The 25,317-nt window shown below is 71.9% G+C and carries 18 protein-coding genes and 5 pseudogenes; 12 read left to right on the top strand and 11 right to left on the bottom strand.

Annotated features, from left to right (window positions below; translation table 11 throughout):
- Positions 1 to 64 precede the first annotated feature (64 nt).
- Positions 65 to 598 (top strand): annotated as a pseudogene (locus ACN9M0_RS38200) (cation:proton antiporter); the annotation flags it as partial.
- A gap of 46 nt (positions 599 to 644) precedes the next feature.
- A pseudogene (locus ACN9M0_RS38195) lies at positions 645 to 857 on the top strand (hypothetical protein); the annotation flags it as partial.
- Positions 858 to 1,612: 755 nt separating this feature from the next.
- On the opposite strand, the gene ACN9M0_RS38190 reads toward ACN9M0_RS38195, so the two are convergent.
- From ACN9M0_RS38190 to ACN9M0_RS38175, 4 genes and pseudogenes are all read right to left on the bottom strand, one after another.
- Complete coding sequence (locus ACN9M0_RS38190; protein ID WP_366039807.1) at positions 1,613 to 2,704, bottom strand: MarR family winged helix-turn-helix transcriptional regulator; 1,092 nt, start codon at positions 2,702 to 2,704, stop codon at positions 1,613 to 1,615.
- Positions 2,705 to 2,835: 131 nt separating this feature from the next.
- The gene (locus tag ACN9M0_RS38185) at positions 2,836 to 3,813 is read right to left on the bottom strand and encodes a hypothetical protein (RefSeq protein ID WP_366039806.1); all 978 of its coding nucleotides are present in this window, start codon (positions 3,811 to 3,813) and stop codon (positions 2,836 to 2,838) included.
- 86 nt (positions 3,814 to 3,899) lie between these two features.
- Entirely contained in the window at positions 3,900 to 4,274 is a 375-nt protein-coding gene (locus ACN9M0_RS38180) for a peptidase inhibitor family I36 protein (RefSeq protein WP_366039859.1), read from the bottom strand.
- Between the two features lie 515 nt (positions 4,275 to 4,789).
- Positions 4,790 to 5,194 (bottom strand): annotated as a pseudogene (locus ACN9M0_RS38175) (transposase); the annotation flags it as partial.
- A 14-nt stretch (positions 5,195 to 5,208) separates the two neighbouring features.
- Here ACN9M0_RS38175 and ACN9M0_RS38170 point away from each other — a divergent pair.
- From ACN9M0_RS38170 to ACN9M0_RS38140, 7 genes and pseudogenes are all read left to right on the top strand, one after another.
- Positions 5,209 to 5,550, top strand: a pseudogene (locus ACN9M0_RS38170) (TolB-like translocation protein); the annotation flags it as partial.
- 365 nt (positions 5,551 to 5,915) lie between these two features.
- Complete coding sequence (locus tag ACN9M0_RS38165) at positions 5,916 to 6,899, top strand: ABC transporter permease (RefSeq protein ID WP_366039805.1); 984 nt, start codon at positions 5,916 to 5,918, stop codon at positions 6,897 to 6,899.
- A gap of 1 nt (position 6,900) precedes the next feature.
- Complete coding sequence (locus ACN9M0_RS38160; RefSeq protein WP_366039804.1) at positions 6,901 to 7,800, top strand: ABC transporter permease; 900 nt, start codon at positions 6,901 to 6,903, stop codon at positions 7,798 to 7,800.
- Complete coding sequence (locus tag ACN9M0_RS38155) at positions 7,797 to 9,899, top strand: ABC transporter ATP-binding protein (RefSeq protein ID WP_366039803.1); 2,103 nt, start codon at positions 7,797 to 7,799, stop codon at positions 9,897 to 9,899. Before ACN9M0_RS38160 ends, ACN9M0_RS38155 begins: the two co-directional genes overlap by 4 nt.
- 76 nt (positions 9,900 to 9,975) lie before the next feature.
- On the top strand, positions 9,976 to 11,673 hold the full coding sequence (locus ACN9M0_RS38150; RefSeq protein ID WP_366039802.1) for an ABC transporter family substrate-binding protein: 1,698 nt from the start codon (positions 9,976 to 9,978) through the stop codon (positions 11,671 to 11,673).
- A gap of 441 nt (positions 11,674 to 12,114) precedes the next feature.
- A pseudogene (locus ACN9M0_RS38145) lies at positions 12,115 to 12,387 on the top strand (SDR family oxidoreductase); the annotation flags it as partial.
- A 328-nt stretch (positions 12,388 to 12,715) separates the two neighbouring features.
- The gene (locus ACN9M0_RS38140) at positions 12,716 to 13,225 is read left to right on the top strand and encodes a GNAT family N-acetyltransferase (RefSeq protein ID WP_366040160.1); all 510 of its coding nucleotides are present in this window, start codon (positions 12,716 to 12,718) and stop codon (positions 13,223 to 13,225) included.
- Between the two features lie 624 nt (positions 13,226 to 13,849).
- On the opposite strand, the gene ACN9M0_RS38135 is transcribed toward ACN9M0_RS38140, so the two are convergent.
- A complete protein-coding gene (locus ACN9M0_RS38135) occupies positions 13,850 to 14,311 on the bottom strand; it encodes an SRPBCC family protein (protein ID WP_366040159.1) in 462 nt (153 codons plus the stop codon).
- Positions 14,312 to 14,544: 233 nt separating this feature from the next.
- On the opposite strand from ACN9M0_RS38135, the gene ACN9M0_RS38130 reads away from it, so the two are divergent.
- The gene (locus tag ACN9M0_RS38130) at positions 14,545 to 15,183 is read left to right on the top strand and encodes a hypothetical protein (RefSeq protein ID WP_366040158.1); all 639 of its coding nucleotides are present in this window, start codon (positions 14,545 to 14,547) and stop codon (positions 15,181 to 15,183) included.
- Here the strand turns inward: ACN9M0_RS38130 and ACN9M0_RS38125 are convergent.
- On the bottom strand, positions 15,180 to 17,648 hold the full coding sequence (locus ACN9M0_RS38125; RefSeq protein WP_366040157.1) for an FUSC family protein: 2,469 nt from the start codon (positions 17,646 to 17,648) through the stop codon (positions 15,180 to 15,182). The genes ACN9M0_RS38130 and ACN9M0_RS38125 overlap by 4 nt on opposite strands.
- A 283-nt stretch (positions 17,649 to 17,931) precedes the next feature.
- On the opposite strand from ACN9M0_RS38125, the gene ACN9M0_RS38120 reads away from it, so the two are divergent.
- A complete protein-coding gene (locus ACN9M0_RS38120; protein ID WP_366040156.1) occupies positions 17,932 to 19,428 on the top strand; it encodes an MFS transporter in 1,497 nt (498 codons plus the stop codon).
- Positions 19,425 to 20,066, top strand: a complete 642-nt coding sequence (locus ACN9M0_RS38115) for a TetR family transcriptional regulator (protein ID WP_366040155.1) — start codon at positions 19,425 to 19,427, stop codon at positions 20,064 to 20,066. Before ACN9M0_RS38120 ends, ACN9M0_RS38115 begins: the two co-directional genes overlap by 4 nt.
- Positions 20,067 to 20,199: 133 nt before the next feature.
- Here the strand turns inward: ACN9M0_RS38115 and ACN9M0_RS38110 are convergent, their stop codons facing one another.
- The 5 genes from ACN9M0_RS38110 to ACN9M0_RS38090 all read right to left on the bottom strand — a co-directional run bounded on the left by ACN9M0_RS38110 (position 20,200) and on the right by ACN9M0_RS38090 (position 25,232).
- Entirely contained in the window at positions 20,200 to 21,186 is a 987-nt protein-coding gene (locus tag ACN9M0_RS38110) for an aldo/keto reductase (RefSeq protein WP_366040154.1), read from the bottom strand.
- Positions 21,187 to 21,324: 138 nt separating this feature from the next.
- Positions 21,325 to 21,636, bottom strand: a complete 312-nt coding sequence (locus ACN9M0_RS38105; protein ID WP_366040153.1) for a hypothetical protein — start codon at positions 21,634 to 21,636, stop codon at positions 21,325 to 21,327.
- A gap of 4 nt (positions 21,637 to 21,640) precedes the next feature.
- Entirely contained in the window at positions 21,641 to 22,558 is a 918-nt protein-coding gene (locus tag ACN9M0_RS38100; RefSeq protein ID WP_366040152.1) for an ATP-grasp domain-containing protein, read from the bottom strand.
- Positions 22,555 to 23,391: a hypothetical protein gene (locus tag ACN9M0_RS38095; protein ID WP_366040151.1), complete on the bottom strand. Its 837-nt coding sequence runs from the start codon at positions 23,389 to 23,391 to the stop codon at positions 22,555 to 22,557. Before ACN9M0_RS38095 ends, ACN9M0_RS38100 begins: the two co-directional genes overlap by 4 nt.
- Entirely contained in the window at positions 23,388 to 25,232 is a 1,845-nt protein-coding gene (locus ACN9M0_RS38090) for a M6 family metalloprotease domain-containing protein (RefSeq protein WP_366040150.1), read from the bottom strand. Before ACN9M0_RS38090 ends, ACN9M0_RS38095 begins: the two co-directional genes overlap by 4 nt.
- Between the last annotated feature and the right edge of the window lie 85 nt (positions 25,233 to 25,317).

Below are 25,317 nucleotides of genomic sequence, written 5' to 3'. Positions count from 1 at the left end.
CCTGGGCGCGAAGGCCGTCCGTCGGCGCCGAGCGCGGAGGCCGGGACAACCGGAGAGTCTGCTCATGACGGGTTCTTCCACCTCGGGTGCCGGAGGCGAGAAAACGTTCATGAGCAGCGTGTGGCAGGCCGCGAGTGCGGGGAAGGACGGGCCGTGCCGTGGCAGGACGGGCTGCGCTGTCACGGGGCACCCCACAAACCTTCCGCGGAGCTATAGAGCGGGACCGCCGAGGAGAGGGTCGACCCCGGTGCTCCAGCCGGCGGGGGGCGTGCTGCTGGGATTCGTGCCCTGGCCACGGGAGACGGAGCTGCCGCCCGACGTCCTGCTGCTCGTCTTCCTCCCGGTGCTCCTGTACTGGGAGAGCGTGACGACCTCGCTGCGGGCGATCCGCCGGGACCTGCGCGGCATCGTGCTCACCGGCACAGTGCTCGTCGCCGTCACCGCGTGGGCGGTGGCGGCCGTCGCCCACGCCCTCGGACTACCGTGGGGCCCGGCCCGGGTCCTTGGGGCGGCCGTCGCCCCGACAGACGCCACCGCCGTCGGAGTGGTCGCACGACTCCTGCCGCGCCGCAACGTCACTCTGCTGCGCGCCGAGAGCCTGATCAACGACGGCACGGCCCTCGTCATCTACAGCCTGGCCGTCGGTGTCACCGTCACCGCCGAACACCTCAGCGTCCCGCACGTCGGGGGCAAGCTGCTGCTCTCGTACGGGGGGAAGCATCGCGGCCGGAGTCGTCACGGCGTGGCTGGGCATCCAACTCCGCCGTCGGCTCCGTCACCTGGACGACGCCCTCCTCGGCAACCTCGCGATCACCCTGCTGCCCTTCGCCGCCTACCTGCTCGCCGAACTCGTCGACGCATCCGGGGTGCTCGCCGTGGTGGTGTGCGGGCTGATCATGAGCCAGGCCGGACCGAGCCTGGGCCAGGCGGACGCCCGCCTCCAGACCCAGGCGTTCTGGGTCGCTCGCGATGTACCTGCTCAACGGCGCCCTGTTCGTCCTCGTCGGCCTGGAGGCACAGGCGGCCGTACGTGGCCTGTCCGCCGCGGGCCTGGGCAGCGCTCTCGTCCTGGTGGCGGCGGTCGTCGTGGCGCTGGTCGTCGTCCGCTACGCGTTCCTCGTCGTCTCGGTGTACACGATCCGCATCGGGGACCGGGGACCGCAACAGCGCGAACGTCGCATGGGACCCCGCGTACGCGTCGTCAGCGCCCTCGCGGGCTTCCGGGGCGCGGTCTCTCCGGCCCTTGCCTCTCCGTGCCGTACACGGTCGACTCGGGTGCGCCCTTTCCTGATCGTGACACGATCGTCTTCGTCACCGCCGGCGTCGTGGTTGTCACCCTGGTGGTCCAGGGACTCGTCCTGCCCGGGGTGGCACGCTGGGCACGGCTCCCAGATGACACGGACGGAGACCGAGAACTTCACCTGGCCCAGACCACCGCCACCGAAGCGGCCCTGACGGCACTCCCCGACGCCGCGGCCGAACTGGGCACCGACCCGGACGTCGCAGAGCAGCTGCGTACCGAGTCGTACCCGATCAGCAGGCCCTCCGGCTCCCCAGCCACCTCAGCGACGAACTCGGAGATCATCTACAGGACAGCCCTTAGCCAGGCAGGTCAGGGCCGTCCGGAGGGCGCGTTAAGCACCGCGATGCCCGTGGGGGTGGCGACATGGGCGGTCGTCCGACGGTCCCGGTGGGTGTCGATCAGGCCCGCGTTGCGCAGTGTCGTGGCGTGCTCGCTGGCGCTGGCCTTGGCGATGCCGACGAGCGCGGCGAGTTGCTGGGTCGAGCAGCCCGGATGACGGGCGATGGTGCTGAGCACCGCAGCCCGGGTGTGGCCCAGCATGGATCCGACCACGTCGACCGCCGGCGCCGCCCGGCCACCGCCGGACGGGAAAGCCGCGAACAGCGGCGTGGGCGTGCCCTCCTGGAGCTGAGCCACCGGATAGGTGAGGACGGGTTGCGGCACCGCGTCGAGGTCGACGATCGGGGCCTCGACGGCGAACACCGACGGCTGGAGCAGCATCCCCTGTCCGGCCAGGTGCACGTCGGCGTCCAGACCGGAGACCATCGCGATCTCCAGCACGGGCGCCCGCCAGCGGACCCGCCGCGGGTTGATGCGGGCGAGAAGGGTCTCGACGCCGCCGCTGAGCATCTGGCGGGAACGCATCGCGGCGTCGGCCGCCGTCATGGCTTGGATCTCCTGCCAATGAGGGTTGAGGGCGTGGCCGGCCACGTGCTCCAGGCTGTCGCACAACTGCTCCAGTAGCAGCGGGTCGTCGGGCAGCCGGTGGGCCCATGAGGGCAGGGGCTGGTGCTGAGCCGTGTGCTCCAGGCTGGCCCGTAAGCGGCTGCGGGGCGTGGAACGGATCTGTTCGAGCAGCTCGGTGGGTGTCGCGCCGTTCGCGCCGCTCAGGAAGTCCGTTGTCCGCCCGCGACTTGGCATGAGCGCGAAGACCATGCGCGAGGCGGGATGCAGGGCTGACAGGGTGCGGTGGCGCCAGGCCCCGAGCCGTACCAGATGCGTGCGTTCCTGCAGTTGCCGTGCCGCGGTGCTCAGCTCGATGCAGGGTGCAGGCCCGTCGGCGATGCGGGTGCGCGCGAGATCCCCCACGGTGAAGTGAATGCGTAACGGCACGTCGTCGCCATCTCCCGAAGCCCGACCGGCCTCTGCCGGTGCTGCCGTCGTCCTGCGCTCGACGGCCATCCTCGTCGAGAGTGGGCGCGCGGGCCAGTAGGGATCGAGCCGACGGCCGAAGGGGCGGTCGGCTCTGCGGGGAAGAGCCGAAGGGGCTACGTGCCGCCGATGACGACGAGCTGACGACGGGCGCGGAAGGCTCAGCGCCCTGCCAGTCGGGCTGCGGCCTGCTCACGCAGTGTGCGGTAGCTCGCGATCTGCTCGGCGTGTTCCTGGGTGACCTGGCGTCGGTACTGGGCTTCGAGGCCGCGCAGGGTACGCGCACGGCCGGCGCGGGCGTCGCATGTTGCGTCGGCGACGGCGACGGCGATCTCCCGGCGCCTGAGCCGGTCAAGGTCCTCAGGCCGAGCGCCGGGCCCGCCGGTGACGGCCTCGTACGCGGAGAACACCGCCGCTCGTGATTCCGCCGGGTCCCTGTAGGGGAATCCACGGGCCTTCATGCAGTCGCGCCACAGGGGCAGGGTCCGCGCGGCACGGTTGTCGTCGGCCGCCTTGCGGCTGACCTCGCCGGCCAGGTTCATCACGGTCATCTGGGCCTTCAGCCACAGGGTCAGGTCGCCGTACAGCTGCCGCTCGGCGTGCGCGACGCAGCCGTCCGCGTTCATGAAGGCCACGCCGTCGGCGAGGTTCACCTCGATCCGGTGGGATGGTGTCCCGAACAGTGCCGCGCCGTAGGCCTTCGCCTCGTCCGGGGGCAGTGTCCGCACGTAGTCGCCGTTGGGGTCCGCGGCCCGTGCCGGCCTGATCACCGAGGGGCCGCCGTACCCCTCGCGCCGGCGCGCCGCGACATCGTCCCCCTGGGTGTCGTCGCCGTCGCCCGGCTCTGGCGCGTGCCAGGCCAGGGGTTGGTACGGCCGGCCGCGACCGCGCATGCAGGCGGCGACCAGGCGTTCCTGGGCCTCGAACAGGAGCCGCTGTTCCGCCGGGTCGCCTTTGGGGTCGCTCCGGGGGTCGGGTGCGGAACCGTACACCGGTGAGGTCACCGTTGATCTCGTCGCTCGTGACGACGCCCCAGGGGCCGGGCGGTCGTCGGACGGCGTGCAGGAGGCCAGGAGAAGCAGCACGGTCGTCCCTCCGAGCAGGAGGGCCGTACGGCGCGGCAGGCGGGACCGGAACATGCGGGGCACCTCGTCGTCGGCTCGAGGACGGTCCCCGAGCGGCGTGGGCCGCTCGGGGACCGTCAGGGTGGGGCAGGGGAGCGGTGTCAGCAGCTCCAGGTCCACTTGTTGCCTTCACCGTCGTCGTTGGGGCGGTGCTGGGTCCAGCCCCGGCCGGCCGGCAGGCATCCCAGGGGGCGGCTGTAGCCCTCGTCGCCGTAAAGGATGACGCCCATGCCCGACGTACCGCCGTTCCAGGACGACGAGTCGTCGTTGAAGATCGCCCAGCTGGCCCAGCTGGAGTTGTTCCCGCCGAACAGGTACTCCCGGCCCTCGTAGTTGGCGTCCCAGTACACGCAGTAGTAGCCCGGGTCGCAGGTGTTCGCCGCGGTGGCTCCTGCGGTCGTCTCGGCCGCTGCGGCGCCCGGCGCCCCGAAGAGACCGGCTCCCAGAAGGACCGTTCCTGCCAGTGCGGTGAGCATGCGCTTCACGATGTGCTCCTTGTCTGCCGTGCTGTCCGCTTCGAAAGGCGCGGGCAGCGTCGCTGCGTTCCAGGCTGGCCGGGCCGAGCCGGCCGATCGAGACGATTCGGCGTGGCCCGAACACCTCGACGGCTGCGATGAGGAGGGTCGCCTCGTAGCGGACCGCGAGCTTGTCGTAGCGGGTAGCCGCAGCCCGGTGGCGGTCGGGTAGCCGGGTCACGTCGCCGTGACCCGGCCCCCTCGGAACCGGACGTGCCTGTTTCCGGGCATCACGGCTCAAGCAAGCCCGAAGACTCCACAGGTCCTGCGCTTTTCCGGTCGCCATCGCCTGAGTGGTGCCGGCGATGGCATTCCGAGTGGACGAGCCGAAGATTCTTGCTCTCATCGGAGCCGCCATGCCGCCGGCAGGTGAAGACGGCCAGGTGCAGCTTGGCGGTGAACCCGCCTCGCGAGCGTCCCGGCGCGTGGTCACCGGGCTCGGTGAACACGCCGCCCGCCCCGCCGCGGAACTCCGGTCCGCCCGTCACGGACACGACAAGCGGGTTCCGTGCCGGTCGACGATCAGGTGATGTCTGGAGCCGGGGCGACCGCGGTCGACCGGCGATGGCCCGACATGTTCCCCCCCTTGAGGGCCCTGACATGGGAGCCGCCGCCGACGTTGCAGTCGTCCATCTTCAGCAGGCCCGCCTTGCGTAGTTCGACGAGGAGTTCGGTGTGCATCCGGGGCCAGACACCGGCGTCGGTCCAGTCCCGCAGGCGGCGCCAGGCGGTCACGCCGGAACAGCCCACCCCCGGTGCGGGTCCATCCCGCCAGGCCACACCCCTGCGCAGCACGTAAACCATGCCCGCCAGTGCAACCTGGTCAGGCACCCGAAGCCGGCCTGGGTCCGGCGACTTCGCTCGGGCTGCGATGGCGGCAGTGGGGCTGTGCGCTTCCACGGGTCATCAGACCTACCTCGCGCGGGGAGACCTCGGCGCGCGCACCGTCACTGCCTCCACCAGAACGTCGAGTGCCCGTCGCTCTCCCCCGACGAGACCCGGAGCGTCTACAAGAAGCGCGTCCCGGGCGCACCCGCCGACGCGCCCCGGCGGCTGTCCCCCCCTGGACCTGGCCACGCTGCGCGAGACCCCGCTCGCCGACCGTCGCAGCGTCGGCGACCAGGCGGTCTGGCTGGACGGCCACCCGGTCGCCCACTCGCTCCCGGGCGGCTACGGCGCCGGCCTCTACACGACCCCCGCCGACGGCACGGGCACCCCGAACCGCCTTCTGACGGCCGGGCCCGGTACCGATCGTGCTGGGCGGGACGGAGGTGGTAGGGACGGCCCAGTAGGAGCGCGAGCGGGCGATTGTGACGTGCGCCTTTCAATCGCATGTCAGCCACCTGTGATTGCTTCCAGGGGAGCGGATCGCGGCACAAGATGATGCGAAACCGGGTCTCGTTCCCCTCCGATTCAGAGGGGAACCGGGGTCCGGCGTCACGTCGTCCGCACCGCGCCGCCCGATCGGCCGCGCGTGTCCGCCCCTCAGAAAGCCACGTCGAGCATGCGCAGAACCGGCACACACCCGCCGGCCCCCCGAACGGCCTCCCCCGCCGCACCTCGTCACGCCTCCGTCACCGCGGCGCGCGGGAAGGCGGGGTCATGCTCCGCCACGTGATGCGCAGGACGGCCGGCTGGCTGGCCATGATCGTGGTCGCCACCAACGTCACGTACGTACTCGCCGCCTGGTTCCTCGACCCGAGGTCCAACTACAAGGACACGCGCCCGGTGCGCTCCGAGGCGGAGATCGACCAGGCGCTGGCGCCCTACAACCTGGACCCGCGGGTGCCCCTGGTGGAGCGGTGGTGGCAGTGGTTCGGTGACGTCGTGCTGCACTTCGACTGGGGGAAGTCCCCGGTCGGGGCGCCGGTGAACTCCGAGATCGGGTTCCGGGTGCTGGTGAGCGGGCAGCTGGTCACCGCCGCCACGCTCCTCTCGGTGCTGATCGGGGTCGGTCTGAGCGTGTCCACGGCGTCGCGGCAGTACGGCTGGTGGGACCGGATCACGCAGCTGGTGTCGGTGTTCCTGTTCAACATCCCCACCGCCGTCGCCGCGTTGGGCGTGGTCCTCGTCGGGATCTGGCTCAACCAGAGCCTCGGGCTGCGCTTCCTGTACGTGGCCGGGGAGCAGTCCCCGACCGTCGAGGGCCTGCTGCCGACGGTGGTCGACCGGGTGCAGCACCTCGTCCTGCCGACGCTGAGCCTGACCCTGCTGGGGTACGTGGGCTATCACCTGACACAGCGCACGCTGCTGCTCGACGCCATCGGCTCGGACTTCGTGCGCACCGCGCGCGCCACCGGGCTGACCCGCTCCCAGGCGATCCGACGGCACGCGCTGCGCGCCTCGCTGATCCCGACCGCCACCTCCGTGGCGTTCGGCATCCCCGCCATCTTCACGGGCGCGGTCATCACCGAGACCGTCTTCGGCTGGAACGGCATGGGCCAGTACTTCATCCAGACCATCGGCAAGAACGACGTGCACGGCGCCGTCGCGGTGGCGGCGTTCGGCGCGGCCATGACCGCGGTCGGCGCGATCCTCGCCGACATCGCCGTCGTCCTCCTCGACCCCCGGGTGCGGGTGAGCTGACATGACCGCCCTCGTGACCTCCCCGCCCGAGCCCCGTGCCCCCGGCGCCGGGCGGCTGTACCTGCGCCGGTTCGCCCGCAATCGCGCGGCCCTGCTCGGTGTGGCGCTCTTCGTGCTCCTGGTGCTGTTCAGCGTGCTCGGCGGTCTCCTCACCCCGTTCGCGTACACCGACGCGGACTTCACCGCGCTCACCCAGCCGCCGAGCGCGGCCCACTACTTCGGCACCAACCAGGGCGGGAACGACGTGTACGCCGAGGCGGTGCACGGTCTGCAGCGTTCGCTGGTGATCGCGGTGAGCGTGTCGGTGCTGACGATGGTGCTGGCCGCGGTGATCGGCGCGGGCGCCGCGTACCTCGGCGGCCGGGTGGAGAAGCTGACCCTGGTGGTCATCCACTTCCTGCTGGTGGTCCCGTCGTTCCTGATCCTCGCGCTGGTATCGCACCGCCTCGCGGGCGACTGGCGGGTGCTGATCCTCGTGCTCACCGTCTTCGGCTGGATGACCACGGCCCGCGTCGTCTGGTCGCTGTCCACCTCGCTGCGCGAGCGCGACTATGTGCTGGCCGCCGAGTTCATGGGGGTGCGGCCGTGGCACATCGTGCTGCGGCACATCATCCCGAACCTGGGGTCCCTGCTCGTGGTCAACCTGACCCTCGGGGTCGTCGCCACCGTGCTCAGCGAGACGGCCCTCTCGTTCCTCGGTTTCGGGGTCCAGACCCCGGACGTGTCGCTGGGCACCATGCTCGCCGACGGCTCCGGCAGCATCACCAGCGCCCCGTGGCTGTTCGCGTTCCCCGCCGGCCTCGTCGTGCTGCTCACGGTGTCGATGACGCTCGTCGGCGACGGGCTGCGCGACGCCCTCGACCCCACCTCCGTATCGGCGGCCTCGGGAGGCGCGCGATGACGTTCACCCTCCTGCCCGCCCCCGAGTCGCCGTCGCACGGCACCGGGCCCTCCCCGGTCCTGTCGGTGCGGGACCTGCGGATCTCCTTCCCGTCCGAGGCGGGTGCCGTCGAGGCCGTGCGCGGCATCGACTTCGACCTGCTGCCCGGCCGGACGCTGGGCATCGTCGGCGAGTCCGGGTCGGGCAAGTCGGCGACGGCGATGGGCGTCATGGGGCTGCTGCCGCCGACCGCCCGGGTGTCGGGCGAGGTGCTGCTCGGCGGACGCGACCTGGTCGGTCTGAACGACGCCCAGCTGTCCCGGGTGCGCGGCAAGTACATCGGCATGGTCTTCCAGGACCCGCTGTCCGCACTGACCCCGATCTTCTCGGTGGGCCGTCTGCTGTCCGACGCGCTGCGCGTCCACCAGGACCTGACGAAGCAGGCCGCGTGGAAGCGCGCGGTGGAACTCCTCGACCTGGTCGGCATCCCCGAACCGCAGCGCAGGGCACGTTCGTTCCCGCACGAGTTCTCCGGAGGGATGCGCCAGCGCGTCGTCATCGCCCTGGCCATGGCCAACGCCCCGTCCGTCATCGTGGCCGACGAGCCCACCACCGCCCTCGACGTCACCGTGCAGGCGCAGATCCTGGACGTGCTGCGGACCGCGCAGGCCGAGACCGGCGCGGGGGTCGTGCTGATCACGCACGACCTCGGTGTCGTCGCCGGGTACGCCGACGACGTCGCCGTGATGTACGCCGGGCGGATCGTGGAACGGGCCGGAGCCGACGCGCTGTTCCGGCGCCCCACCATGCCGTACACGATCGGTCTGCTGGGCGCGGTGCCCCGCCCCGACGCCCCGAAGGACCGCCCGCTGGTGCCGATCGGGGGCGAACCCCCGTCACTGGTGGCGCTTCCGGCCGGATGCGCCTTCGCCGACCGGTGCCCCGCCGTGCTCGACCGTTGCCGGACGCACGAGCCCGCCGAGACTCCCGTCGCCGGGCACGGGCACGTCGCCTGCCTGCGCGCCGACGAGATCGCCGACGGCCGACTGGAGGCGAGCACGCTCTTCCCGGCTCCGGACGACACCGCCGCCGAGGGCGGCGCGCACGGAAGCGGTGCGCCGGGCGAGACGGTGCTCAAGGTGTCGGGCCTGACCAAGACCTTCCCCGTCACGAAGGGCGCGTTCCTCAAGCGCCGCGTCGGCACGCTCCACGCGGTCAGCGACGTCGGGTTCGAGCTGCGGGCCGGTGAGACTCTTGGTCTGGTGGGCGAGTCCGGCAGCGGCAAGACCACGACGCTCCTGGAGATCCTGCGGCTCAGGCCGCCGGAGGGCGGCCGGATCGAGGTCGCCGGCACGGACGTCGCCGACCCCGGCTCCGCCGAGCGGCTGCGGGAGCTCCGCGGCGCGGTGCAGATCGTCATGCAGGACCCCATGAGCTCCCTCGACCCGCGGCTCCCGGTCTTCCAGCTGCTCGCCGAGCCGCTGCAGGCCGTGGGGGTCGACCGGCCGGCGATCCGGGCCCGGGTGTCCGAGCTCCTGGGCCTGGTGGGCCTCGACGCCTCGCTCGCGGACCGTTTCCCGGGCGCCCTCTCCGGCGGGCAGCGCCAGCGTGTCGGGATCGCCCGCGCCCTGGCGACCCAGCCGCGGATCGTGGTCCTGGACGAGCCGGTGTCGGCCCTGGACGTGTCCGTACAGGCGGGCGTCGTCAACCTGCTCGCCCGGCTCAAGCGCGAGCTCGGCCTGGCGTACCTGGTCGTCGCGCACGACCTGGCCGTGATGCGGCACTTCGCCGACCGCATCGCCGTCATGTACCTCGGGCACATCGTCGAGACCGGCAGCACCGAGGCACTCTTCGAGAACCCCCGGCACCCGTACACCGAAGCCCTGCTCTCGGCGATCCCGGTGCCCGACCCGCGGCTCGAGCGCTCCCGCGAGCGGATCGTGCTCCAAGGCGAGCAGCCGAGCGCGTCGAACCTCCCTCAGGGCTGTGTCTTCGTCGCCCGCTGCCCGCTGTACCGGCTGCTCGACGACACGGCTCGGGAGCGCTGCCGTACGGAACGGCCCACCCTCGGCCCGGTGACGCCCGGCTCCGGACACCGGCACGCCTGCCACGCCCGCTGACATCGGGCCCCAACCCGGCGGCACCGCACCCCATGGTGCCGCCGCACCCCATGAAGGAATGAGGATCCACCCCGCCATGCGATCGAGAATCGCCGTCCCCACCGCCGCGCTCACCGCGGCCCTCGCGCTCGCCGTCTCGGCGTGCAGCGCCTCCGGCTCCGGCACCACGGACTCCGGCAAGGCCCCCGGGAAGGGGGCGACCCCCGCCGCGGCCTCGGCGAAGGTCGACTACAACCCGCAGCCCTACGACAACGTCAAGGACGGCGGCACCTACACCACCGCGGGCACCATCGACGACCAGGGCAACCCGTTCAACGCCAACGCCACGCTCACCGCCAAGCGCGTCTGGTTCTGGTACAACCCGGATGTCATCACGTACTCCCCCACCGGTGAGGCGCAGTACAACCCGGACTACCTGAGCGACGTGAAGGTGAGCGTCACCGGCGGGAACCAGCGCGTGGTCCTCACCCTCAACCCCAAGGCCACGTACAACGACGGCACCCCGATCGACTGGACGGCCGTCAAGGCGACCTGGCAGGCGAACAACGGCACGGACAAGAAGTACAACGCGAGCGACACCGAGGGCTTCAGCCACATCACCTCGGTCACGCGCGGCGCGGACGACAAGCAGGCCGTCATCGACTTCAAGGGCGCCGCGCCCTGGTGGTCGAGCCTGTTCACCACGTTCCTGCACCCCAAGGCCGCCACCGTCGCCGGCTACAACGACGCCTACGTCAAGAAGGTCCACCCCGAGTGGGGTGCCGGGCCGTACACCGTCGGCGCGTTCGACGCCAAGGGCGGCGACCTCACCTTCGTGCGCAACCCCAAGTGGTGGGGCAAGAAGGGCAAGCTGGACAAGCGCGTCTACGTCAACCTGGAGTCGGACGCCGCGGCCAACGCCTTCAAGAACGGCCAGATCGACTACACCTCGGCCGGCGACGCGGAGGGCCTGAAGCGCCTCTCCGGCGTCCAGGGCACCGAGATACGCCAGGGCGGCAGCCCCTTCGCGTACTCCTTCTACGTCAACGCCAAGTCCCCCAACCTGCAGGACATCCAGGTGCGCAAGGCGCTCCTGGAGAGCATCGACCGGACCCAGATCGCCAAGATCCAGTTCCAGGGCCTGGGCGACTACAGCGAGCCGCTGCCCGGCTCCCTGCTGCTCTTCAGCTTCCAGAAGGGCTACTCCGACAACGTCGGCGCCGTGATCAAGCACGACCCGGAGAGCGCCAGGAAGACCCTGGACGCGGCCGGCTGGAAGCCGGGCGGTGACGGCATCCGCGAGAAGGACGGCAAGAAGCTCACCGTCACCTACACACTGCGCGGCGGCGACCCGCTGGAGAAGGCCACCGCCGGCGCCCTCGTGCAGATGCTCAAGCCGGTCGGCATCCAGGTGGAGCTCAAGACCTCCACCGACGCCGACTTCGCCAAGATCCTCACGGAGCGCAGCTTCGACATCTTCCTCGTCGGCAACCGCTCCCCCGACCCGTTCGGTGCCCGCTACCTGTGCGAGTTCTACTGCACCGACAGCGGCTCCAACATCGTGAGTATCGGCAGCCCCGCACTCGACAAGGAGATCCGCGCCGTCTCCGCGATCTCCGACCCGGCCCAGCAGACCGACCGGGCCAACGCCGTCGAGCGCAAGGCACTGGCGCAGTACGGCTACCTGCCGCTGTTCAGCGGACCGTCCATCTACGGCGTCAAGAACGGTCTGGCCAACGTCGGCGCCACCATCTTCGGCACCCCGCTGCCGGAGACCGTGGGCTGGCAGAAGTAGCCGTCGGGGCGGTCCGCGTTCCGGCCGCACACGCCACAGCGCCGCACCGGTCGCCCACCGGTGCGGCGCTCGTGTCGTCCAGCCCCGGGCGGGGCCGCCCGTGGGCGGGAGTTGCTGGGGGAACGCGGCCAGCAGCTCCCTGGTGCAGGGCGCGGTCGGCGCGTCGAAGACGGCGAGGGTCTGCTCCACCGTGCGGCGCGGGTTGAGCGGCGCGTAGGGGTCCTGGCAGACCAGCTGGACGTCCCGGCTCAGCTCTCGGCGCAGCCGCGGGCTCGTCGCGGCCCCCGAGATGTCCCTGCCGTCGAAGCCTCGCCGCCGGTGGGGACCCCGAGCGGGCCGTGGGACCGTTCTCCTCCCCGGCTGAGTGCTCGACCGCGTGCCCGGCGCCAGACCCCGCCCTCGGCTCCGCTCCCCCGACCGATGCGCCCTGCCGTGTGGTTCGATATGGCGGACCGCCGGATGAACCGGTTCGCCGACGAGGCGGGCCTGGACGGGGACGGTCTGGAGGCGGCGTACGAGGAGGTGACCCGGGCCCTGCCCGCCGGGCGGCCCGGCCAGCCGCACGAGGTCGCGGAGGCCATCGCCTGGCTGCTGTCGCCCGCCGCCTCGTCCGTGAACGGTGCGGTGCTCACCGTCGACGGCGGCGCGACCGCACTCGACCCGGGCATCCTCGGCTTCGAGTTCCGGCTGGAGCCACGCACCCCGCGGGCCTGACCGACCGTCACGGCCCAGGCCACCGGCCACCGGCCACCTACAACCGACCGGCCACGCGTCCTCCCGCACGGCCGGGACGGCCGGCCGGGCGCCGTCCGAAGGCTCGCGCCGCTGCCGCGCCTGCATGGCCAGTGCGCTTTGCCGCCATGGGAGGGGCCTGGGGGGCGACGCCGGTGCCAGGGGTCGCGTCCCTGGTCCCGCTGGGAGCTCGGCTGGGCCCCTCGGGGCCCGTGTCGTGCGGACCCTCGCCGCCGGCCTTGGCCTGCCGCTCGCCGCGGCGGCCCGGGGTCCTCACGTCACGGCATCCCGGGAACCGTAGGCTCCGGACATGACAGTGCTGTGCGGCAACGCCCTCGAACTCCGACCTTCCGAGACCCACGACGTCCCCGGGCTGGCCGCGATTCGCGCCACCCCCGAGGTACGGGCCCGCTGGCGCGGCGGCCCCGACCTTGAAGCCGAGGTCGCAGAGGAGCTGGCCGATCCCGGCACCCACTGCCTGACGATCTACCAGCAGGACCGGATCATCGGCATGATCCAGTGGCACGCCGAGGAAGAGCCCGACTACCGGCACGCCGGCATCGACCTCTTCCTGGACCCTGCGGTACACGGCCGGGGCCTGGGCACCGACGCCGTGAGAACCCTCGCCCGGCACCTCGTCCACGAGGCCGGTTTCCACCGGCTCGTCATCGACCCGGCCGCCGACAACGCCGCCGCCATCCGCTGCTACGCGAAGGTCGGTTTCCGGCCCGTCGGCATCATGCGGAAATACGAACGAGGCGCCGACGGAACCTGGCACGACGGCCTGCTCATGGACCTGCTCGCCGAGGAACTCACATGACCGAGGTCTCCCGGACGCCGTGACGCGGGCAACCGCCGCAGACGTCAGGAATCGGCGCGGCGCTGGTGTACACCGTCGCAGCAGAGAGTCACGGGCGGCTCCTGTGACGGCCGCGCCCGTCGGATCCCGGCGACCGCGGCGGGAGGGCATCCGACGGACTCCGGGTACAGGCCGACGCGAGCGGCCGACCTGATCACCCGGGACCTTCGCGTCGGGCTCCGGCGTCGCCCGCATGCATCAGCGAGCGGCGGGCGGGCGCGGTCACGGGCTGTTCCACAGCTCGTTCAGTTCGGTCCAGTCGGGTGGGCTGACGGGCTGATCGTTCGGCGTTGAGGGGTTCTGAAGGCCGATCAGGGCGAGGTCCAGGTAGCACAGGTGCAGCTCGACCGCGCGCCGGCCGGTCGTGGGCAGGCGGGGGCTGAGGTGAGCGAGCCGCAGCAGGAGGTCCGCCGAGCCGAAGTCCTTGCGCAGTGTCCGCGTATTTCGACTCGCGCCGCAGCCCTGCCCCGTCCCCTCCCTGTCCCGTGCGCCGCACCGGGGCAGGTTGATCGGGACCGACGCGCGACGGGCCGGCCAAGGATCGGGCCGAAACGCGAGATGCGCGATGCATCACCGGCCGAAGGTCTATGACGGGACTTCAGCAGTGCTGCGGTGCTGCTCCTGAACGGCGATCCTTGCGAGTTTCGTCAGCATCATGCCGTTGCGGATGGAGACGATGTAGTCGACGGGGAGCCCGTGCATGCGGGTGCCTGGGCCCCGCAAGGGATGCCACTCGAGAAGGAAGAGTGTGTTCTCACCCCAGGGAATGAGGTTCATGGCAATGCGGGCAGCACCGAAGGGCTCTGCCTTGGCCTCCAGTTCCAGACGGCGCTCGGGCTCGCAGATGCGGACGACGCAGGTGTCGTCGAGGGTGAGGGGACCGACGCCCACCCGGACACGGAGCCGGGCGCCCACCTGGGGCCAGTGCGGGTCGGTGGTGATGACCTGTTGGGTTCCCGAGACCCACTCCCCGTAGCGATGGCCCTCGGACAGCAGGCTCCACACTCTGGATGGCGGGCTCAGGATCAAGCGGCGATTGCGGGACACTGCGACCGCCTTCTTTCGTCTCGTCGGGAGCGGCGACCGTGGTCCAGACCGACGCTATCCGCAACGCGCCTCCCCGGCACGCGCAGCGGGCCGTATGTCGGCCGCCCGGGGCACAACCACGACCTGACCGACGAGCTCGGCGAGAAGAACCCGTCGGCCGACAGCTCTCATGGAAATATGCCCCTGACGGAGGGGTGCCGACCACCCCGGACGAACCAGGGAAGGGTTCTCACATGGGGGACATATCAGCCGAGCGGCGTCGCATCCTGCAGTCACCTCCACCCGCGCTCGTCGCGGAAGCTGCTGCGAATCCGGGCGGGTCGGTGGCGGCGATCGATCCCGACCTCATCGGAGACCCCGACGGCTACGTCCCGGGAGAAGCCGTCCAGGGTGTCTGGGTAGTCGATAAGGACGGAAAGCTGACCGGCGAGTTCGTGGAGAATCCGAACTACGGTCCGCCTCAGGACGACTTCGCCAAGCTCGCCGATTCCGAGCACTGGCTGGACTGGCTCGGTGAACAGCCCAGCGTGGCGGTCCGCGACTCGATCGTGGGGATCCTGGACGAACAGGTCCCGGGAGCGGTTCTGGAGTGGATCAAGATCCTCGCCACTCCGCGCTACCTCACCGGAGGCCGCCCCGACCCGAACGACGCGAGCCACCTGATCGTCACCCGGGCCGGCATCGCCTTGTCCTTCGCGCTCTCCGTCACCAGCCCCGGACGCAGCCGAGAGACCCTGCAGGGCGCGTTCTCCTGGGTCGCCGTCGGCCTCGACCAGCCCGGCGAACGCAAGGACCAGGTCTGGCTCGACCTACGAGTCGACCTGGACCAGGCCGAGACGGAACTCCGCGAGCGGATCTATCGCGTCGGTTAGGCCCCGGCGGCACGCGAGTCCCGCCTCTTCCGGCTTTCGGCCGTGGAACCCGGTGGCGACCGGAAGATGCTGCGCGTGCGGCGCGAACGCCGCACGCCAGGAGGCGCGTTGGCACTGGTGTCGGGGGCATCGGTGCCGGGGTCGGGGACTGTGCCGGTGCCGGGGACTGTGCCGGTGCCGGGGACTGTGCCGGTGCCGGTGCCGGTTTCGGGGTCGTGCGCTGTGCCGGCGCCGGTGTCGATGCCCGTGTCGCCTGTGAGCCGTACCAGGTCCGTCGTCAGTGAGGCCAGCCAGGACACCGTCGCGTAGTACACGCGCGGTGCGCCCGGCGGGTCGTCGGCCATGGTGGTGGAGGCCGTCGGGGCGTGGCGCGGGACCGTCGTCTCCACCGTGTCCCCGGCGGGGTCCAGGCGGGCGGAGGTCAGCAGCATGCCCGCCGCGACCCGGTCTCCCGTGCGGATGACGGACTCCGCGGCTTCTCTCCCCAGCGGTGGAACCACGACCGGCTCGGGAGGCACGAGAAGCCGGTCGGCGCCCCACAGCGTGTGGTGCCCGGCGATCAGCGCGGCCTGCCAGTCCTGCCCGACCGGTGGCGGGGTGGGCCCCGTGGGTTCGCTCTGGTACTGCGCGTACGCCGACTCCGCCATGACCAGGGCGTGCTGCAGCGAACGGTGCCCCGGTGCGGTGGCCACCGGCACCCGCCGCCCGCCCGCCGTGATCTGCGCCGTCGTGGCCACGACGATCTCCGCGGCGTTCCGCAGCAGCACCGCCACCGACCGCCGCAGCTCGTCATGGGCGCCCCGCGGCCAGGCCAGCAGACCGAACACAGCGCCGATCGCGCTTCCCGCCAGTACGTCGAGGAGCCGGAACTCGGCGAGCTGCCAGGTGGCCGGCGCCAGCTGGGCGAAGACCAGGGCGACCACCACCGTGAACAGCGCCTGCGCCCACCCGACGCCCTTCAATGGCCCCAGCGTGAAGGTGACCAGCATCAGCGGCGGCAGTGCCACCGCGTAGACCTCGATGTCGGTCCCGACCAGCGCCAGCAACGCCGCCGCGACCAACGCACCGACAAGAGTGCCGGTCAGCGCCATCCGCTCCGTCGTCCGGGTCTCCCGTACCGTCGTGCGCGTCAGCGTCAGGGTGGCAAGCAGCACCCAGAAGCCGTGCGGGAGCGTGTCGAGGCCCGCGATCAACCGGGCCGCCGCCAAGGCCAGACTGATCCGTACGGCGTTCTGGAAGAACACCGACCTGCCGCCGACGTGGCCCGACAGGCGCCGCCACCACAGCCCTGGTGCCCGCATCCGCGCGTACCAGAACCGGCCCGGCGCCGGTGCGTCGGCCGCTCTGCCCCGTACCGCGATGTCGGCCGCGGTGGACATCGCGAGTGCAGCGTCCGCCACCTCCAGGAGCGCCGCATTGCGGCGCAGCACCGCGGGAGAGCCGTCCTCGGCCGCCGTCAGCGCCTGCCGGACCTGCCGCAGACGGGCATGCGCCCGGCCGTCGGGGATTCCGCCCCGTAGCCGGGCAGCGGTCTCCCTCGCGACATCCGCGACCGTCCGCAGCGGGTCCGGGCCCCCTGTCTCCGACACCTCGGCCGCCCCGGCCTGGCCGTCCCGGCCCGCACCTCCCCCTGCCGCAGTTGCTGCTGCCCCCGTTCCCCCTGCCGCGCCCGCCCCGGCTCCGGCCGCCCGGGGCCCGACCGCGCCAAGGGGAGGTGGCGGCAGCACCGTCAGCCGGCCGAGCAGGGTGCGTGTCGCCAGGCCCGTGTGCGCCAGCGCCCTCGGCCGTAGACCCGCTCCGGCCGGCCGTTCCGCCTCCGGGACCTGGGAGGAACGAAGCCCCGTGCTCCATGCGCGGGCGGTGCGCAGCGTGGCCTCCGTCAGCGTGTACGGGGCGGAACGCAGCCGGTCCGCGCAGAGTGCCGCACCGTCGGCGGCCCGGGCTGCCCGTTCCCGGTAGGGCAGGGCCGCCGGCTCGGGCAGCAGCGTCATCTCCGCGGTGATCAGCAGGACGAGCCCGAAGGTCGCCCCCGCGAGCCGTTCGCCCAGCGACCCGGGGTCGTAGGGCGGGAACGACGGCAGGATGTACATCAGCTGCAACCCCGTGGCCGCGCCCGCGAATCGTGGTCCTCCGACGGCCGTGAACGCCAGCGCGAACCCGACGACCAGCATGCCGACAACGGCACTCCACGTCCGCACGGACAGGTATGTGCCGAGGGTGATGAGGACCCAGCACACCGGCACCGCGCCCACCAGCAGCAGGGCCCGCTGAAGCCCGGAGCCGGGGAGGTGCGACAGCCCGGCCATGGCGATCGCGCCGAACAGTGCGTACGTCGCGCCGACCGCCGAGCCGAAGCCGTAGAGAAGCACGTAGAACCCGGCCGAGGCGGCGATCGTGACGCGCAGAGCCCGCCGCGCCGCCGCCCGGTAGGCGGGCGGCGGCCGTCGCAGGTACGGGCCACCCATGCCCCCAGCATCACCCGCCCCGCCGCACCCGGCACGACGGGAGGTGTGCGGATGCACGGCCCGGCAGCTGTCCGTCCCGGGACGGACACCACGGTTCCGAAGATGCCGTCTCCCCGGTATCGCTCGTCGGCCACGGCCACCGTCACAGCCACGGCCGGCGGTGCAGCGCTTGGCGAGTGCAGGGGCCACCGGTCTTGGCAGGGGGTGTACGCATGTTTACCCTGGGGGTGAACATGCGTACACCCCTGCCTCTTCCCCGCTCTCGCACCGCCTCTGGAGCACGATGACCTCCGCGATATCCGCGCCCGGCACGACATCCGGACCCGCCCGCTCCCGGCTGGTCGTCCCGGTCCTCGCCTTCTGCGGCACAGTCGTCGCCGTCATGCAGACGCTCGTCGTGCCGCTGCTGCCGCACGTGCCCGAGCTGACCGGGGCGAGCGCGGGCGCAGCGGGCTGGCTCGTGACCGTCACCCTCCTCACCGGCGCGGTGTTCACTCCGGTGCTCGGCCGGGTCGGCGACATGTACGGCAAGCGGCGGGTCCTCCTCGCGTCGCTCGGGGTGCTCACCGTCGGTTCCGTACTCTGTGCGGTCAGCTCCGACATCGGCGTACTGATCACCGGCCGGGCCCTCCAGGGCGCGGCTCTCGCGGTGATCCCGCTCGGTATCAGCATCATCCGCGACGAGCTCCCCGCCGAGCGCGTACTGCCGTCGATCGCGCTCATGAGCTCCTCCCTCGGCATCGGCGCGGCGATCGGACTGCCCCTGGCCGCCGTCGTGACGGAGAACTTCGACTGGCACACCATGTTCTGGGCATCCGCCGCACTCGGCATGCTCGACCTCCTGCTCGTGCTGTGGATCGTGCCGGAGTCGGCCGTGCGCTCCCGGGGACGCTTCGACGTGCCGGGCACGCTGGGCCTCGCCGTCCTGCTGGGCGGTGTGCTTCTGGCGATCACCCAGGGCTCCGTCTGGGGCTGGGCCTCCGCACTGACGCTCGGCCTGCTCGGCGCCTCGGTGGCCGTGGGTCTGCTCTGGGGCTGGTACGAACTGCGAACCCCGTCCCCGATCACGGACCTGAGGGTGTCCGCCCGGCCCGCCGTGCTGCTGACCAATGTCGCGGCTCTGCTCATCGGCTTCGCCTTCTACGCCAACTCCCTGGTCACCGCCCAGCTCGTACAGGAGCCCACGAGCACCGGCTACGGCCTCGGCGCCTCCATCGTCGTCAGCGGACTCTGCCTGCTGCCCGGCGGAGTCGCGATGGTGGCCCTGTCTCCGCTCTCGGCGCGGATCTCCGCCACGTACGGGCCCCGCACCGCGCTCGCCGTCGCGGCTGTCGTCATGACCCTGGGCTACGTGGTGCGCTTCTTCACCAGCCACAGTCTCTGGCTGATCGTCGCCGGCGCCACCGTGGTCGCCTGCGGCACGGCCGTCGCGTACTCCGCGTTGCCCGCCCTCGTCATGAGGGCCGTTCCGGTGAGCGAGACCGCGTCGGCCAACGGGCTCAACACCCTGATGCGGTCGGTGGGCCAGGCCTGCTGCAGCGCCGTGGTCACCGCAGTGCTGGCCCGGGTGACCTTCGTGGCCCACGGCCACACCGCACCGACGCTCCACGCCTACCTGCTGATCTTCCTGATCGCCGCCGGCGCGGCCCTCGCCGCCCTCGTCGCCACCCTCCTCCTGCCGTCCGACCGGCCGGGCCGGGACACCCCGCGCGACGGCGACCGGCGGGGCGGTACGGTCGCTGCGTCACCACCCACCAGCGCCGCCCGAGGGAACGCATGAGCACCGCCGAAGAACCCACCTCCCTGACCACGGCCGACGCGGATCGAACCGTCCGTGGGGAAGCGGAGGGCTCCCCCGCGGACGGAGGGGAAACGGGCCCGGAGACCGGGCGCGAGGCCATCATCCGCGCCGCGCGGCGGGCGTTCACGCTCAAGCCGTACGCCGAGGTCACCATGCGCGGCATCGCCGCGGCGGCCGGGGTGAGCCCGTCCTTGATCGTCAAACGCTTCGGCACCAAGGAAGCCCTGTTCAACACGGTCCTCGACTTCCGCCCGGCCGCCGCCGAACTCTTCGGCGCCCCGCCGGCCGAGCTCGGCCGACACCTCGTCCTGACCATGGTCGACCTCCGCGACCGGCTCCGCGGCGACCCGCTCCTGCGCGTGGTCTTCTCCCTCGGCATCGAGGACGAACGCACCCTGCTGCGCGCCCGCTTCCGCGAGCAGATCACCGATCACCTCACCGACGTCCTCGACGGCCCCGACGCCCGGCTGCGCGCCGAACTCATCGCCGGCCAACTCCTGGGCCTGGGCGCCACCCTGAGCCTTCATCGCCCCGACGGCGCCACCGCCGGCACGACCGCCGAACGACTCGCGGACCTCTACGCCCCCGGCATCCAGCACCTCGTCGACGGGAGCTGAGCAGCGGCACCTTCGCCACGACTGCAGGACCCGCCTGGCCGGCGCCAGAGGCCGGAAAGGGCCTTCAGCGCTTGGCCCGTCCCGCGATGCAGGGGGCCGACCTCGCAAGCCCGGGTGGTGAGCCGCGCCAGGCTCAGCCGTCGACGAAGGTGAGGCTGGTCGCGTCGTATCGGGTGCCCGCGATCTGCTCCGGCGGGGCGGCTACCTCGATGGCGGCGAGGTCCTCGGCCGACAGATCCACGGCCAGGGCCGCGAGGTTCTCCTCCAGGTAACTCTGCCGCCGGGTGCCCGGGATCGGCACCACGTCGTCGCCCCGGTGCTGCACCCAGGCCAGGGCGAGCTGTCCGGTGGTGATTCCCTTCGCCTCGGCGAGCTCGTCCAGCTTCGCGACGATCGCCAGGTTGCGTTCGAGGTTGCCGTCGGCGAAACGCGGCTGGCTGCGCCGCACGTCGGTCTCGGCCAGACCTTCGACCGAGTTGTACCTGCCGGTCAGGAAGCCGCGCCCGAGCGGGGAGAAGGGGACGAGGCCGATGCCGAGCTCGCGGCAGACCGGGGCGATCTCCGCCTCCAGGTCGCGGGTCCACAGTGACCACTCGCTCTGCAGCGCGGCGATCGGGTGCACCGCGTGCGCCCGCCGGACGGTGTCCGGGCCGGCCTCGGAGAGCCCGAGATGGCGGACCTTCCCGGCCTGTACGAGTTCGGCCATCGCCCCGACGGTCTCCTCGATCGGCACCCGAGGATCGACCCGGTGCTGGTAGTAGAGGTCGATGTGGTCGACCCCGAGCCGCCGCAGCGACGCCTCGCACGCCTGACGCACATAGGCGGCGTCGCCGCGGACCTCGGTCGGCTCGCCCAGCCGGTTGGCGAAGCCGAACTTCGTGGCCAGCACCACCTCGTCGCGGCGCCCGGCGACGGCCCGGCCGATCAGCTCCTCGTTGTGCCCGGCGCCGTAGAAGTCCGCGGTGTCGAGGAGCGTCACGCCGAGATCGAGAGCATGGCGCAGGGTCGCGAGGGACTGCGCGTCGTCCGAGGCGCCGTACCCGTGGCTCATGCCCATGCACCCCAGGCCCTGCGCGGAGACCGCCAGGGCGCCCAGATGGCGGGTGGGAAGGTCGGTCATGCTGTTGCCTCCTGAGCTCGTCGTCATCACTCAGGACGCTAGGTGTTGGAGCACACTCCAAGTCAACCGGGCACCGCCGACCGGTGATCGCGTGCCGGGAAGCGGTCCTGTGACGCGCCGTGCGTACGGCCGGGTTCGTCATGAGGGCCGCTCGACGCGGAAGTCGCCGGTGGCCGGGTGGGGTTCCGCCAGGATGTCGCCCGAGGAGCCGAGTCTGGCCCGGAGGTGGAGTGTCGCCCCGAGTACGACGTCCTGGAGGAGCTCGCGCCGGATGCCGAGACTCAGCCGGGAGCCCGTGAGGTTGGGGGAGATCAGGTCGGCCATGCCCGGTACGGGGACGGAGGCGAGTACCTGGCAGGTGGCGAGGTCCCAGTCGTCGAGCCGTGGGTGGGCTGTCCGGGCCAGGAGCCGGAGGGTGAGCGCCGTGAGGTTCTCGACGGCCTGGACCACGTGTTCACACCCCCGCGGGAACCGCGGCCTGGCGGCCGTCGAGGTACGCGACGAGCGCCGAGGAGATGGGCAGGCCGGTGTGTGCCTCGTAGTAGCTGTAGGCCGGCATGGGATTGACCTCGAAGCACACCCACGCGCCGTCGGGAGTGCGGCGCAGGTCGATGCCCGCGAGCGGCAGGCCGAGCGAGGCCGCGAGGTCGACGCAGCGCCGGGCCGTGTCCGGGGGCAGGTCGTACGGGGCGAGCCGGGCGGACCTCCCGTCCTGGTCGGCGTAGCGGTAGTCGATCGCGTCGCTGTCGACGGCGGCGGCGTAGGTGTCCTCGCCGACGACGTGGACGCGCACGTCCTGACCCGGGACGTAGGCCTGGAACTGCGTCGGGAGCCCACGGACGAGGGCGAGACGGCTCTCGTCGGCGTCGGTGAACTCCCTGACGATGGAGCGGATGCCGCTGACCGACTTGTAGACGATCCGGCCGTGCCCGGCGCGGAAGGCGAGGATCTCGTCGGGGTCGTCGCTGACCAGGGTCTCCGGTACGGCGAAGCCGGAGCGTCCGATGAGCTGGGCCTGGTACGGCTTGGAGGAGTTGGACTCCATGGCGCGGGGCCGGCTGACCACGACGGCCGGGGCCGTGTCGAGCCAGCCGACGAACCACTCCTGGAACGCCGCCGCCCGCGCCCGGGCGGCCGGGTCCCCGTCGGCGGGCGGCTCCAGCGGGCGGGCGTACACGGCCGACACGTCGCCGAGCGGGACCCGCATCCCCTCGACGGTCAGCCGGGCGTCCAGCGCGTCCGTTCCGACGACGAGGTCGTACCGGGCGATGTGTGCCTGGTCGATCACCAGGTGCCGCAGGCCGGCGTCCCGTGCGGCGCTGATCGCGCGGGTGAGGGGCGGGTCGTCCGTACGGCCGAAGAACAGGATCACTCGGGCCTCCTCGTGGGACCTTCGGCGACGGCCACCATGAAGGAGGCCGTGGCCGCGACGTGCAGCGGATCGTCCAGGCGCGGGCACAACCGCACGTCCGTCACGACGGCGCCGGTCGCGCGGGGCGCGAACCGGAGCTCGAAGTGCCGTGTGCCGAGCGCGTCGGCGAGGCGTCGGCAGCGCTCGCCGTGGTCGTCTGCACGGGGGCCGATCACGCGGTCCCCGGCGACGAGCAGAGTGTCGCGGTACGCCGCCGGCGCCGTCGGCAGCACGTCGACGGGGACCGGCGATGCGGGGCCGCCCGGCCACGCGAGCCGCGGCACGTGCCGTTCCCCGGGTGCGGGCGGGCCCACCAGGCCGCCGCGCGTCGCCCCGCCCCGCCGGGCGACCGGCAGGCCGCACTGTTCGGCGTGGACGAGGGCCGTCGTCGGGGAGACGGTCCCGTTGGCGGTTCCGTACGCGCTGATCAGGCCGATCACCCGGGGCGCGAGGGACAGCAGCCAGCTGGCGACGAGCGCCTGCCGCTCGCTGTGCCTGTACAGGGCGTCCTTGGCGCGGGGGCCGTTCGCGGCGTCTGCGGCGAGCGGCATGCCCGGCAGGCGGTGCAGCACCGCGCCGATGGTCCGGTCGTCGAGCACCTGACCGGAGGGCAGGGTGATCCGGGTGGACGCCTCTCCCCCGCCGGTCACCCGGTGGCTCCACCGGGCGCGGGCGAGGTCGGCGGGCGTGAGGGTCAGGACGCCTCCGTGGCCGCCCCTGGCCGACAGCGCGCGGGCCACCGCCGCCGCGCCGCCGTCGCCGGGTGCGGCCAGGAGCAGCAGGGTTCCGCTCACTGCGGGGGGAGGCTGTCGTACGAGCGCTTGGCCTGTGCGTCGCCTGCCTCGACGGCTTCCCGCAGCGCGTCGGTGCCCTGTCCGTACTGCGGTCCGCCGATCAGGTCGGGTCGCAGTTCGGCGCCGATGAACGGCTCGCCGGGGTCGTCGGAGCCGCCGGCGCCGCCCACTGTCTGCTCCAGCGCGGCGAGCCGGGTCTGCAGGTCCACGATGGCGGCGGCGGTGGCGTCGCCCTCCCCGCCCGTCGGTCGCGCCGTCCCGCTCGGAGGGTTGTCGAAGTCGTCCTTGATCTCCTTGAACGGCGGCTTGCCCTCCCTGCGGTCCTTCAGGTCCTTGTGCTCCTTGAACGGTTCCTTGGTCTTCACCTCTCCGTCCTTGCGGTCCTTGAAGTCCTTGACCTCCTTGGACGGTTCCTTCGCCTCCTTGAACGGTTCCTTGATCTCCTTGTGCTCCTTGATCTCCTTGATGGGGGCCTTTCCGCAGGAGACCGCCACGGAGGCCGTCATGGTGGCCGCCGACGGCGAGATCCGGGTGACGGAGACACAGGAACTGGCGCCCGCGTAGGACTTGGAGTCGGGTGCGCTGGTGGAGGTGAAGGTGGTGTTGCCGCTGCTTCCGGGGTACGGATCACCGTCGTCGCCGCGGTTCTGGTTCAGTTCGAGGTTGCGGTGGTTGTCGGCCTGCACCAGGCCGACCTTGTAGTGGTTCTCGTCCCGGTTGTTCGGCTGGTTCTCGTCGATGTGCCAGATCAGCAGCCCGTCTCCCGGCAGCGAGGAGTCGTACCCGGTCCGCTGGCGGTTCTCGAGGAGGAAGTACTCGCTGCCGCCCGCGCCGTTCTTCCAGAGCCGGTGGACGGTGTGGCTGGATTTGACGTCCGGGAAGGACTCGCTGCCGCTGGTGGTGATGACCTTGGTCGTGGCCCAGCCCTGATTGACCTTGCACCAGGCGGACGGGTGCGTGGGGATGTCTCCGCCGCCGCCCCAGGAGCCGGCTCCCATCAGGCACCACGAGCCGACACCCTCAGAGCTGTCGTCCGTGTCGTAGAGGTCGGGGAAGCCGAAGAGCAGATGTCCGAGTTCGTGTGCGCAGACGCCGATCCGCGCGTTCTCGGAGATGGTCAGATAGCCGTAGACGTTGGTGCCGTCGCTCTGGTGCACTTCGGGCAGGGTCGACTTGTGCGACCAGATGTGGAAGGGCTTTCCGGTCTCGTCGGCGGCGGGCCCGGCGTGCACCACGATGAAGGCGTCGACGTAGCCGTTCCCGTCGTTGTCGAACGGCGCGAAGTTCACACTCGGGTCCGCGGCCTCCACGGCGGACTTCGCCATCTCCGGTGACCTGAACGGCCCGCTGGGCCTGCCGATGCCGAAGTTGCCGGCCGCGTACCAGTCCATGGTCTCGGGCATGCGGTACGGGCCGTGGACCTCGCCGACGAGGTCGACCAGGCCGTTCGTGACCTCGCGGTAGTACTCGCGCACGCTGCCATGCGGCATCGCGCCGAGCGAGAAGAACAGCTTGTCGAGGTCCGCCGCCGTCTTCGTCATCGGCTTGTCGGAGAAGTCGACCAGGACGACGACCGCCCGGATGGTGCCGCGCAGCGGCGCCCGGTCGGCTGCCGCCGCGCTGATGGCGGCGCGAGGGGTCCCCGGCGGAAACTCCTCCGGCGGGAAGATCGTTCCGTCGTCGAAGCCCAGAGGCGTGGGCGTGCTCGTGAAGCCGAGGAGGTTCGTGAGCTCGCCGGGACCACCGCGCACCTGGTCGAGTTCCTCCAGCATGCGGCGGCGTAGTTCCGGGCTGGGGGCGACGGCACAGAACGAGGAAGGGGCGGCGGCACGGTCGGCCATGTCGACTCCAGAGAGTGATCGGATGTCGCTTAACGTAGCCACGGTAATCCTCGCCGGTTACGGGGGCGCGTCGAGTGACCGAGCC

Origin of the sequence: Streptomyces sp. R-07 (genome assembly GCF_049913175.1) — a bacterium.
Lineage (GTDB): Bacteria > Actinomycetota > Actinomycetes > Streptomycetales > Streptomycetaceae > Streptomyces.
This window is presented reverse-complemented; position numbering and strand designations above follow the sequence as displayed.